The organism is Planctobacterium marinum (assembly GCF_020687805.1).
GTDB lineage: Bacteria > Pseudomonadota > Gammaproteobacteria > Enterobacterales > Alteromonadaceae > Planctobacterium > Planctobacterium marinum.
Window position 1 is genome coordinate 56,736 of the sequence record NZ_JAJEWQ010000008.1, and the last position, 12,428, is coordinate 69,163.

Below are 12,428 nucleotides of genomic sequence, written 5' to 3' on the forward strand. Positions count from 1 at the left end.
GTCCCGCGTATTTGGTATGGTTTCAGATGAAAATTGGAGCGGGAAACGAGATTCGAACTCGCGACCCCAACCTTGGCAAGGTTGTGCTCTACCAGCTGAGCTATTCCCGCGTAACCATTTTACATCAACCGCTTTCCTTCAAAAGCGGGTGCGCATTTTACAAAAAAAATAGGGGTGTGCAAGTGCTTTGTGACAATAATTCGAAAAAAACTGTCGTTACTGATTGAATAACCGTCAGATGTTAAAAATGTGCTGCCGGTAATATTGCAGTTCTGCAATAGATTCGCGAATGTCATCTATGGCGAGGTGCGTGCCTTTTTTGTGGAATCCGTTCAGTACTTCGGGCTTCCAGCGTCTGACCAGCTCTTTAACGCTGCTGACGTCGATAATGCGATAGTGAAAGAACTTTTCCAGTTCAAGCATATGCTTTTGTAAGAAGCGTCGGTCCTGACTGATGCTGTTGCCGCACAAAGGTGAAACCCCTTTTGGCACGTACTGGCTTAAGAATTCAATGGTGCGTTGTACCGCAATGTCTTCGCTGATATCACTTTGGCGGCAACGTTCTGTCAGGCCGGATTCACCGTGGGTTTTTACACACCACTCGTCCATGCCGTCCAGCAATTCATTGGATTGATGGATGGCCATAACAGGCCCTTCTGCAATCACATTGAGCTGTGAGTCTGTCACGATAGTGGCAATTTCCAATACCTTGCAGATGTCAGGATCTAACCCCGTCATTTCCAGATCCATCCAGACTAAATTATTTTCGCTATATGACATGCACTACCCGCCAAGATTCACACAATTACTGCAATTTATGGTGTCTTTCCCTAAATGCAATCGGTACTATGTTGATTGTGACAACTAAATTCAAACCCAGTTTTGCTTATATGATAAAGCAAATACCCGTTTACTATACTTAATTTAGCAGCAAAGTGGCAAAAAGAAATAAACTGACACACAGACAAAAGCGCCAGGTTGGTAAAAATTTGTCGAAAAAACTGAATAAAGCTGAGGCTTTACCGCAAGACGATTCCCTGCAGGAAGAAGAACCCGGCGTGGTGGTTGGGCGATTCGGACAACACGCCGATGTCAGAGATAATAACGGGGAAGTGACCCGCTGCCACATTCGTCGCACGATCGACAGCGTGGTATGTGGTGACGAGGTGTTGTTTCGGCGTAGCAAGGATTCTGGATCTGCCATCAGGGGAGTTATTGAGGCCGTATCCGAAAGAAAGTCTTTGTTATCTCGTCCTGATTTTTACGATGGTGTTAAGCCCGTTGCCGCAAACATAGATCAGATTTTAATTGTCAGTTCGTTAAAACCGGCATTGTCCGCCAATATAATTGATCGTTATCTGGTGGCCTCAGAAGATGTTGGTATTGAGCCGGTGGTGCTGGTCAATAAGATTGATTTAGCGGATGAACAGACCACAGAAGAAGTGGAAAACCTGACCACCCTTTATCGGGAAATTGGTTATCAGGTGATCCTGCTCAGCTGTAAAACCGCCCAGGGCGTGGATGAACTTGAAGCGTTGCTGGATAAAAAAGTGAGTATTTTTGTGGGGCAGTCGGGCGTAGGGAAATCCAGCCTGGTGAATGCGCTGTTGCCGGAGGCCGAAGAACAGATAGGCGATATTTCAGAAATGAGCGGGCTGGGGCAACATACCACCACCAGTGCAAAATTACTGAAGTTCCGAAAAGGTGGACAGTTAATCGATTCCCCCGGAGTGCGCGAATTTGCCCTATGGCATCTGCCCGAAGAACGCGTAACCTGGTGCTTTCGTGAGTTTCGCGAATACCTGGGCGGCTGTAAATTCAGAGATTGCAAACATCTTGACGATCCTGGCTGTTTGCTGCGGGAAGCTGTGGAGCAGGGCAAAATTAATCAGCAGCGATTTGATAATTATCACAGCATCTTAAAAACTATGGCAGAGCAGCGACCTTCTCACTCAACAGTAGACAGAAAATAAGGTACTATTCGCACCGTTTTCAACATTTAAGGATTTTACGGTGCTGTCTGATAACTTAAAGGTGTCACTGCAATATTGTTTTCCCAAGCATCTGGTATCGCGTCTGGTGGGATACCTGGCTGCCGCCCGTTTGGGGGTTATTACTACGTCTTTGATCAAGGTTTTTATTAAACAATTTCAGGTGGATATGTCGGAAGCCGAAAAATCCGATCCCCGGGATTATGAAACCTTCAACGCCTTTTTTACCCGTCCGTTAAAAGCCGGTATCAGACCGGTTTGCGCAGAGCCCGATGCGATGATCTTTCCGGTGGACGGCGCCATTAGTCAGATGGGGCCGATTGCAAAAGATCAGATATTTCAGGCCAAAGGACACAATTACAGTGTGACGGCGTTACTGGGCGGGGATCAGCAAATGGCCGAATCCTTTATTGATGGGGATTTTATGACAATCTACCTGTCGCCGAAGGATTATCACCGTATTCATATGCCGATGGATGCCACGCTGGAAAGCATGGTGTATGTGCCTGGTGATTTGTTCTCGGTCAATCCTCTGACCGCTGAAAATGTCCCAGGTCTGTTTGCCCGCAACGAACGTGTCGTGGCGATTTTTAATACCGCGCAGGGCAAAATGGCAATGGTTTTAGTGGGGGCCACTATTGTTGCCAGTATCGAAACTGTCTGGGCGGGCACGGTAACACCACCGGCAGGCAGGAAGGTGCGCAGCTGGCACTACTCGGAACAAAACGCGACTGCACTGCAGTTTAAAAAGGGCGACGAGATGGGACGTTTTAAACTGGGTTCCACTGTAGTGATGTGTTTTGAGAAATCGGCTATCAACTTCGATGATTTTCAGGCCGGTGATGTTACCCGTTTAGGGCAAAAATGCGGAAACATGTCAGGAACACCCGCCGAAGCGTAGTAATCCGGGGGCATCTTGTGGTCAAAATATAAGAAATGCGTATTTGGTCTCAATCAGCCCCTTTGAATGTTAGATAATAGCGCGGTGTTTTTCCTGGAGTTATTTTAAAGCATGGAAGATGTGCAAAAAAGTTTGTGGTCTTTGCACCTGGCAGTTGTCTTATTAGGCGTAACTGCACTGTTTTCCAAGATTATTCCCCTCTCTGCGTTGGATATTACCTTTGGCAGGTCGGTGGTGGCCTGCGCCTGTTTGTTACTGTTACTCAAAATTAGCGGTAAATCGTTGCGCCTGTTTAACTACAAAGACCTGGCTATTGGCGTCCTGCTTGGGGTTATTATGGCGCTGCACTGGGTAACCTATTTTGCAGCCATGCAGTATTCCTCTGTGGCAGTGGGTATGATTGCCATGTTCACCTTTCCGGTGATCACGGTATTTCTGGAGCCATTTTTCGAGAAGATTAAACTGGTTTGGCAAGACGTTATCAGTGCGGTCGTAGTGTTGATTGGTATTGCGTTAATTGTGCCCGATATCTCACTGCAAAACGATGTGACCCTGGGCATTGTGGTGGGTATCGCTTCGGCATTGCTGTATTCACTGCGCAATTTGATTCATCGTCGCTACTTTTCCCACTACAGTGGTGCCCATGCGATGGCACTGCAAACCCTGGTGATTATTTTGTGCCTGGTGTTGTTTACATCGGATCAGATCATGCAGATGTCGGCGCAGACGGCTGTTTATCTGGTGTTATTAGGCAGTATTTTCACGGCTTTACCCCACGCGCTGATCGCCTCAAGCCTGAAACACCTGCGGGCTAAAACCTTCTCCTTAATTGCCTGTGCGCAACCCTTGTATGGCGTTGGTTTTGCCTATGTACTGTTGCATGAGAAACCCGACTGGCAAACCCTCATTGGTGGATTGTTGGTGATTTCCGCTGCCGTGTATGAAACTATTAATGCGCAGAAATTACACAGCAGTCAGCAGGACAGTTAAACCATGAAAATCTGGGCCCACCGGGGAGCCAGTGGCGAATTCCCTGAAAACACCTTAATGGCATTTGAAAATGCCATTGTGCAACAGGCTGATGGAATTGAATTGGATGTCTATCAGGTGGAAGATGAGTTTTATGTGTGGCACGACAGAGTATTGCCTTTGTTTGCAGATACCTTGCTGTGGCAACAGAGCAAAGTGCATATGCAGCAGGTGCAGTTGCCACACGGACAAAAAATCCCTACCTTAACCGAAGCTTTGAACACCATCGCCGCCCGTGTCAATGTCAATATCGAACTGAAAACTATCCAGGATACGGATGCCTTGATCAGGGTTATCGATGAGGCGGTTGGCGAGGAAATGGTGCCGGGTTCTATTTTAATTTCGTCCTTTAATCACCATTATCTGGCAGATATCGGCAGCCGCGCAACGCGTTATGAATTAGGGGTGCTGACGGCATCCAGTCCGCTGGATATGGCCTTTACCTGCAATGCACTGGAGGCGTTTTCAATCCACTTTGATATCAATTGCCTGCGCGCCGAGGATGTCAATCTGGCCCATAATCTGGGGCTGGAAGTTTATGTATATACGGTTGACCGCTTGTCAGAGCTGGTGTGGCTCCGTGAATTAAAAGTGGATGGTGTGTTTACCAATTACCCACAGCAAGCCCGTGCTTTTCTGCAAGCCGACAGGCTGCCTTGCGCAGAGTATTAAAACAACTCGATATCATCCTGGAGGGAGTCGGCCTGACCACTGTCTTGCTCCTCCGGCTCCAGTATTTGAATGGAATCCACGCAACCGGCAATCATCTGCTGAATGGTATCCAGTTTGTTGCTCTCTTCCCGGGAGCGAATTTCCCGCTCGATCAGATTGAGGAAAAAGGCTTCCTGGTCTTCATTTAAATCCAGTTGATGAAACGACAGTCCAATGTGCATTTCGATGTTTTCCAGCAGCTTGCGTTTTTCGCCTTCCATTTGTTCCACACCCTCTGACAGCACTGACAAAGTGTGAGTCAGGGCATTTTTTGCTGCCACCAGGGAGCGATGTTCACAAATTGAAATATATCGGGCATTGATGGCAGGTATCAGTTTGGCGGCCACATCTAAGATGGAGTCATAGCTCTGGGTGCCTTCGTGCGGCATGTTTTTAACCAGAATAGAGACATGCTCATCATTAAAAATGCAGCGCTTTCTGAAATTGTAAATTCGCCCTTTGGATTTCAGCAGGTCGAAAATCTGTAGTTCAATTTCACTGCATTCAGTCACATCCACGTCTATCGCCAGTGATTCATCTTGCGAGCGCACCTGGATGGCGCAGTGGAAGCCCTGATGCAACAGATTTTGCAAGACCGTATTACACAGGGTCCGGGCATCGTGACAGGAGTTTAATTTAGACACCAGTTCCAGTGCGTTACCATAGGAGGCCGCCTGTTTCATCACGGTCTCTGTAACACTGTGAATATTCGCATCCTGCTGTTCCAGAGCCGCGATCTTCTCCAAATCTGCTGAGAAACGCAGTAAACGTTCGTGAAATGCAGTGACATTAAAGGGTTTACAAATATAGTCACCAACCCCTAACTCGTAGGCCTCCTTGACCGTCGCATCATCGCTGTCACCACTTAAGATAACCACCTGCGGTCGGCTGTCTTCCGGCAGGGTATTGATTTGTCGACAGACATCCAGGCCGGATTTGTCGGGTAAATGGATATCGAGAATGATGAACTGAAATTGGGTTTGGTTGATTAATTGAAAGGCTTCTTCGGCCAGCTCTGCAAACTGAAGTGCAAAGCTGTCCTGAAACATCATTTTAAGCAAGTCTCTAAGATGTTCATCATCATCGGCGATCAGTACATTATATTTCACAGTAATCCCTGTACGGTTAGGTATCATCCGGTTAAAAAAATAGTCAACGTTGGTAAGGTTCAAGATTAAGCATAATTAAATTTATTAACTACACTTGTTACCAAAATCAAACAAAAGTCGTATTGCGTACTCTTTGAAAATAGTAGAAGTTAGCTATCACGCCAAGAAATAAAATGTTTCTGAATAAAAAATTTGCGGTCGGTTGCCAGCAATCAGGTCAGTGAGAATAACCGCAACAGTTAATGACTTAAGGAAATAGAGACGATGAAAAAAATTTTAACGGTTGATGATTCCGCCTCAATGCGGGCCATGGTGGCCTTTACGTTGAAAGCGCAGGGGTTTGATGTAACCGAGGCCGTTAACGGGCAGGAAGGGCTTGATAAAGCGATGGGAGATAACTTTGATTTGGTGATTTCTGACGTCAATATGCCGATCATGGACGGTATCCAATTTATCAGTGCATTGCGCAAAGCTGACAATTATCGCTTTACCCCCATCCTGATGTTAACCACTGAGTCCGGGCTTGAAAAAAAGCAGGAAGGTAAAGCCGCCGGCGCAACCGGCTGGATTGTGAAGCCCTTTGATCCGCAAAAATTAGTTGCGGTGGTAAATAAAGTCTTGAAATAGCCAGGGCAATTTGTCCCGGCTGTGCCTGTTAATAGTGCAAATTTTGTTCGGGTGATTTTACTGATATTCCAGATTGGACGGTACCATGAGTGATCCGCTAGAAAGATTCAGAGCAGTCTTTTTTGACGAAAGTGCAGAGGCGATTGACGCCATAGAGCGCAATTTGTTGGACGTGGATGATGCATCAACGATGGATGCTGAAACCATCAATGACATATTTCGTTCTGCACACTCCTTAAAGGGGGGCAGCGCCACCTTTGGTATGGGCAGCCTGACAGAGTTTACCCATGTCATGGAAACGTTACTGGATAAAGTGCGTTCCGGCCAATTGCGCATAAGCCAGGAAATTCTGGATTGTTTGTTTTCATCGCTGGATGTCTTGCGCAATTTGGTGGCGCATTACCAGTTTGATGACGCCATCAACCAGGCTGGAATGCAACGTGTTAAAACTGAGCTGGAGCATTTGCTGGCGCCACCCAGTTCAGGCCAGATGGTGGCAGCAAACAGTCCCGAGACCTCGGACGTTCCCGCTGGCCCGGCGGGAAGTGAATGGCTGATAGAGTTTGCTCCGGACCCCGGCATTATGATGACCGGTAATGATCCGCTGCGTTATATTGATGAGTTAGCCGAGTTGGGTGACATTAGCGTTACCTGTAAAACCAGTGCTATTCCGGATTTCGAACAGCTTGACCCCACGCATATTTACTGTCTGTGGCAAATATCGCTAAAGTCGGAAAATTCCGTCTCAGAAGAAGACCTTAAAGATGTCTTTATGTGGATTGAAGATGAAGCCGAGTTTCAGTTCACTCCTATAAATAACCCTGAAGACGTGGCCAGTCCCGCGCCGGTCATTCCTGAACCAGTAATTCCCCCATCTGAAGAACCATCTCCGCCTGTATCAGCGACCGAACAGGAGTTGGCTCAACCGGAAAATCCGCAACCGCAAGATGCATCTGTACCTGTAAAAAGCAAAGCCAAAAGAGCGGCTCAGTCCATCAGAGTGGATCTGGAAAAAATCGACAGCCTGATCAACCTGCTGGGTGAGTTAGTGATAACTCAATCTATGCTCAGCATTTATGGCGATGAAGAAAAGTACCCGCAATTTGAACGTCTGTCAGAAGGCTTATCGCAGTTAGAACGCCATACGCGTGATTTACAGGAAGGGGTGATGCGGATTCGCATGTTACCCATCGACTTTTGTTTCAGTCGTTTTCCGCGCATGGTACGTGATTTGTCGAAGCAACTGGATAAATCAATTGCTGTGCAAATCATCGGGGAAAACACCGAAGTCGATAAAACCGTTATCGAAGAGCTGAACGACCCACTGGTACACCTGGTGAGAAACAGTGTCGACCACGGTTTAGAGGACAGGTCCACCAGGCTGGCGAAGGGTAAACCGGAAACCGGCACGGTCACTTTAAAAGCGTTCCACCAGGTGGGTAATATCATTATTGAAATCGCCGACGATGGTGCCGGGTTGAATACCGAACGGATCAAGGCAAAAGCCATTGAAAAAGGCGTGATCAAAGCCAATGCCAATCTCACCGAGCAGGCGATTCACGAACTTATCTTTGCGCCTGGCTTTTCCACTGCTGAGGCGGTAACCGATCTATCGGGCAGAGGTGTGGGCATGGATGTCGTGAAGCGCAATATCAGGGCATTGGGCGGTACCATCGATGTTCGGTCAATAGCCGACGAAGGCACCACCTTTACCATCCGCCTGCCGCTCACTCTGGCGATTCTCGATGGCCAGTTACTCAAGGTGGGCCAGGAAACTTACATTATCCCTATGCTTTCTATCATTGAGAGTATTCAGCTGAAACCCGAGGACATAAATAAAGTCGGCAATCGCGATGTTTCATTCAAATGGCGCGGTAACTTTATCCCTATCCTTAATCTTGCAGCGTTGTTTGGTTGTCAGGTAGATCATCAACAACTGGTCGAAACGGGGTTAGTGGTGGTGGTGGAAAGTGATGGTAAGCAATGCGGTATTTTAGTGAGTGAGCTGAACAATCATCAACAGGTGGTGGTGAAATCCTTGGAAGCGAATTATGCCAAAGTCCAGGGCTTGTCCGGGGCCACCATTTTAGGGGATGGTTCAGTGGCGTTAATCATAGATGTTGGCGCCATTATATCCAGAGTGAGGATGCACTGATGACAGCTATTGAAGCAACGGATGTAAAGGAACTTGAGGATCTGGACGAACAAGATGTGCCAAAGGCGGAATGGTTAAGTTTTAAACTGGCCGGGCTGGATTATGCGGTAGACATACTGCGGGTGCAGGAAATCCGGGTCTGGCAGGCATCTACCCGTATTCCTTATTCGCCGGCTTATGTCAATGGCCTGATAAATCTCAGAGGGGCTATCGTTCCCATTGTCGATTTGCGTTTACGACTGGGGCTGGATTATCGCGACTATGACGCAGAAACGGTCACGCTGATCATGGATGTGGTGCTAAACGAAGGCAATAAAACTATCGGTATTGTAGTGGATGCGATATCTGAGGTCATTCAAACCGATACCGACAACGCACAGCTGTCGGCGGACTTTGATTTAACCATTGACCAGGCGTATGTCTCAGGTATCGCTGATGACGGTGAAAAAATGGTGATTTTACTTAACGTTGATACGTTACTCGATTTGGATATTTAGTGGGCTCACGGATACAGTGAACCGGTTTAGGGGCAGAAAGCATGAACAATCATACCAGACTAACGGGCATTTTGATTATCATCGTATTGGCAATCAATTTGTATTTATTCTGGCAAGTGGCACCTGAGTCGCCATTCTTGTTATGGGCGGCAGGATTGTCTGCTCTGGCCGCATTGCTCATGGCGCTAAGCTTTAAATTCAGCCACCAAAACCTGCAAAATGCTATTGAACATTGCCGCGCCCAACTGACTGAATTCAGCCACGCCTGGCGGGCGCAAAACTATACTTCCCTGCAAAGTCCTTCGCCTCACAGCGGTGAGTTGGCGTTGATCGACGCTCAGATTGAAGCGCTCGCCGATGACATCAGCGCACAGCACAGCGCTGTAAAGCGCGAACTGGATCAGTGTCAGGCCCAACAACTGTTGACGGATGCCGCATTACTGCACAGCAACGCTCTCATTATGGTGCTCAATAATGAGGCTGAAATACAGTTGATGTCTGACAGTCTTTTTCAATGCCTGGTCAATCTCAAGGTGCTCAATGTGCGCCAACCTGCACAGCTAAAAGGGCAGAAACTGGAGACCCTGATTGCCGATGGCGCCTTAAAGTCTGCATTAAACCAACGCGCCAAAGTGCAAAATATTGTGCTGCGTCTTGCTGATCGTCAGTTCAATGTACAACTGAAATCGCTTAATCATGACCAACCCATGGTGTCGGGTGTCGCATTGCTTTGGCAGGACGTCAGCGATGCGGAACAACAGCGTCTCAGCGCGGAATTTATGCTGCGCAAAACCTCGGCACTGGACACCGTGTCCACCAACATCATGTTGGCCGATGCTGACTACAATATCGTGTTTATTAACCGCACCTTGCAGGCCATGTTTAAAGCTAATGAAGATAAATTCAAAGGCGTTTTTCCGGACTTTAGTTGCGCGACACTGATCGGAACCAACATCGATATGTTTCACCGCAATCCGGCGCATCAACGTGCCATACTGGATGATCTGCAAGGTGAATTCCAGTCAGAAATCGCAGTGCAGGAGCTGACATTCAGTCTGGTAGTTAATCCGATTTTCAATGAACAGGGCGAGCGGCTCGGTACTTCTGTGGAATGGGCGGATTTAACCTTATTAAAACAGCAACAGCAGCAAGAAATGGTCAATGCCAGAATGAAGGTGGCTTTGGACAATGTCAGCACCAATGTCATGCTGGCAGATAATGACCTGAATATTTTGTATCTCAATGATAGTTTGCGCCACATGATGCGCGCCAATGTCGAGGCGTTTCGGTTACTGGACGCCGGATTTGATGCCGACAAGCTGGAAGGCAGGAATATCGATGTCTTCCATAAAAATCCTGCGCATCAACGCAAATTGCTGGCAGAATTACAGGGCACCTACCGTTCTGATATCAAACTCGGAACCCTGCACTTTGAATTGACTGTTAATCCCGTCATTGATGCCAAAGGCAATCGCCTGGGGACCACTCTGGAGTGGCTGGATATTACCGAACGAAATCAGCAGGCATTGATTGCCGCTGCCAATGCGCGCATAAAAGTGGCGTTAGACAGTGTAACCACCAACGTGATGGTAGCGGACCAGGACTACAATGTTGTTTATCTCAATGACAGTGTTCGCGCCATGTTCCAGCAAGCCGACGCGGATTTGCGCAAAGAATTACCGGCATTTGATGCAAACCATATCCTGGGGAAAAATATCGATATTTTTCATAAAAACCCGGCCCATCAACGACAAATGCTGGAGCGCCTGACGGAGTCGTATCAGACCAACATTTCAGTTGGGCCTCGGCATTTTAATCTCATCGCAACGCCGGTGTTGTCCGATGAGGGAACCCGACTGGGCACAGTCGTGGAGTGGGCCGATATAACGCAGCAGGTGATTATCGAAGCGGAAGTTGAAAAACTGGTGGCTGATGTTAATCAGGGAAATCTGGGGGGCATTAATTGCAACGCAGGGCAAACAGGGTTTCTTCTTGAATATATCAAAAGGACTGAATGACTTGTCTCAGACCATTAATCATTTTGTGCGAGATTTAAGTGTCTGTGTACACAAGTTGTCTGAAGGGGATTTGCAGGTTCAGATTGATAATCAGTATCGCGGTATGTTTGCTGATGTGGCGGGTGCGCTCAACACAACAATTACAAAGTTGGGTCAGGTAGTGCATAAGATAAAAAGTGCCTCCGAGGAAATCAAATCTGCCAATACTGAAATATCACAGGGTAACTTTGAGCTTTCATCAAGAACAGAAAGGCAGGCGTCGTCGCTGGAAGAAACCGCCGCCAGCCTGGAGCAATTAACGTCCAATATTCGCACCACTGCCGATAGCGCCAAAGTGGCCAATGATGCTGCTATCGGGGCCCAAACTGAAGCCAGTACTGGCGAATCCATCGTCACCGAAGCCATGCAGTCTATGGCGGCGATAACAGAGAGCTCCAACCGCATTGTTGAGATCATCAGTGTGATCGACGAAATTGCCTTTCAGACCAATCTGTTGGCCCTGAATGCCTCGGTCGAGGCTGCACGCGCCGGTGAGCAGGGACGAGGGTTTGCCGTTGTAGCAAATGAGGTGCGCAATCTGGCGCAACGCTCCGCGGTATCGGCCAAAGAAATTAAAGAATTGATCGATGTCAGTTCCGAACGGGTTCATACCGGCAGCGACCTGGTGAATCGCTGTGGCAAGTCTTTACAAGACATTCTTTCCCACGCCAATTCACTGTCGAATATTATTAATGACATCGCAAACGCCACGAATGAGCAGGCTACCGGTGTCGGTGAAATTAATCAGGCGGTGGCCCAGTTGGATGATATCACCCAGCAAAATGCGGCACTGTCAGAGCAGGTGACTTCGGCGGCACAGGCCTCGTTGACGCAGGTTGATGAAATGGTCACCCAGGTGGCATTTTTCCAACTGGATGACAAAGCGGCAGCGGCCCAAAGTGCCGTTCCTCAAGCTGTAAAATCCGATTCAGCCGTCAGCAAACAGCGCCGCGATTTCAAACCTGTTGCGGATGCTGCAATCAAACCCGTGCCCAAGCCATCATTCGCTCAGGAGCGCAAACCGGAAGTGGCAAAAACTGCAATAAAAACTGAACCCGGACGCAGTGTGATAGCTCAGGCAGAAGATGATGAATGGGAAGAGTTTTGATCATGAATGAAAACCAAGCACAACTACTGAGCTTTACCCTGGGAGACAATATCTACGGTCTGGATATTACCCGGGTACAGGAAATTCGCGCTTTGGGGGAGATCAGAAAACTACCCAACACGCCGAGCCATTGTATGGGCGTGATTGATTTTCGCCATGCCATGGTGCCCATACTGGACCTGCGCGATATATTCGGTTACACCGCGAAGTCCATTGATAAACAAACCGTAATGGTGGTGGTGT

At 47.9% G+C, this 12,428-nt stretch carries 12 protein-coding genes and 1 tRNA gene; 10 read left to right on the plus strand and 3 right to left on the minus strand.

Annotated features, from left to right (window positions below):
* Window positions 1–34 precede the first annotated feature (34 nt).
* Window positions 35–110: transfer RNA gene (locus LJ740_RS20705), tRNA-Gly, on the minus strand.
* 124 nt (window positions 111–234) lie between these two features.
* Window positions 235–780, minus strand: a complete 546-nt coding sequence (gene orn / locus LJ740_RS20710; RefSeq protein ID WP_229531041.1) for an oligoribonuclease — start codon at window positions 778–780, stop codon at window positions 235–237.
* A 155-nt stretch (window positions 781–935) separates the two neighbouring features.
* On the opposite strand from orn, the gene rsgA reads away from it, so the two are divergent.
* From rsgA to LJ740_RS20730, 4 genes are all read left to right on the plus strand, one after another.
* Window positions 936–1,973, plus strand: coding sequence for a small ribosomal subunit biogenesis GTPase RsgA (gene rsgA / locus LJ740_RS20715; RefSeq protein WP_229531042.1), 1,038 nt, complete (start codon window positions 936–938; stop codon window positions 1,971–1,973).
* Window positions 1,974–2,013: 40 nt separating this feature from the next.
* Window positions 2,014–2,892 (plus strand): archaetidylserine decarboxylase, encoded by an 879-nt coding sequence (gene asd, locus LJ740_RS20720; protein ID WP_377307016.1) that lies wholly within the window; start codon window positions 2,014–2,016, stop codon window positions 2,890–2,892.
* A gap of 111 nt (window positions 2,893–3,003) precedes the next feature.
* A complete protein-coding gene (locus tag LJ740_RS20725; RefSeq protein WP_229531043.1) occupies window positions 3,004–3,882 on the plus strand; it encodes a DMT family transporter in 879 nt (292 codons plus the stop codon).
* Between the two features lie 3 nt (window positions 3,883–3,885).
* A complete protein-coding gene (locus tag LJ740_RS20730; protein WP_229531044.1) occupies window positions 3,886–4,593 on the plus strand; it encodes a glycerophosphodiester phosphodiesterase in 708 nt (235 codons plus the stop codon).
* Here LJ740_RS20730 and LJ740_RS20735 read toward each other — a convergent pair.
* A complete protein-coding gene (locus tag LJ740_RS20735; protein WP_229531045.1) occupies window positions 4,590–5,741 on the minus strand; it encodes a response regulator in 1,152 nt (383 codons plus the stop codon). The genes LJ740_RS20730 and LJ740_RS20735 overlap by 4 nt on opposite strands.
* 264 nt (window positions 5,742–6,005) lie before the next feature.
* On the opposite strand from LJ740_RS20735, the gene LJ740_RS20740 reads away from it, so the two are divergent.
* The 6 genes from LJ740_RS20740 to LJ740_RS20765 all read left to right on the plus strand — a co-directional run.
* The gene (locus LJ740_RS20740; protein WP_229531046.1) at window positions 6,006–6,368 is read left to right on the plus strand and encodes a response regulator; all 363 of its coding nucleotides are present in this window, start codon (window positions 6,006–6,008) and stop codon (window positions 6,366–6,368) included.
* Between the two features lie 85 nt (window positions 6,369–6,453).
* Window positions 6,454–8,523, plus strand: a complete 2,070-nt coding sequence (locus LJ740_RS20745) for a chemotaxis protein CheA (RefSeq protein ID WP_229531047.1) — start codon at window positions 6,454–6,456, stop codon at window positions 8,521–8,523.
* A complete protein-coding gene (locus LJ740_RS20750; RefSeq protein ID WP_229531048.1) occupies window positions 8,523–9,020 on the plus strand; it encodes a chemotaxis protein CheW in 498 nt (165 codons plus the stop codon). The genes LJ740_RS20745 and LJ740_RS20750 overlap by 1 nt, the downstream gene beginning before the upstream one ends.
* Before the next feature lie 41 nt (window positions 9,021–9,061).
* Window positions 9,062–11,038: a PAS domain-containing protein gene (locus tag LJ740_RS20755; protein WP_229531049.1), complete on the plus strand. Its 1,977-nt coding sequence runs from the start codon at window positions 9,062–9,064 to the stop codon at window positions 11,036–11,038.
* Window positions 11,013–12,185, plus strand: coding sequence for a methyl-accepting chemotaxis protein (locus tag LJ740_RS20760; RefSeq protein ID WP_229531050.1), 1,173 nt, complete (start codon window positions 11,013–11,015; stop codon window positions 12,183–12,185). The genes LJ740_RS20755 and LJ740_RS20760 overlap by 26 nt, the downstream gene beginning before the upstream one ends.
* Window positions 12,186–12,187: 2 nt before the next feature.
* On the plus strand, window positions 12,188–12,428 hold a 241-nt coding region (locus LJ740_RS20765), incomplete at its 3' end, for a chemotaxis protein CheW (protein ID WP_229531051.1).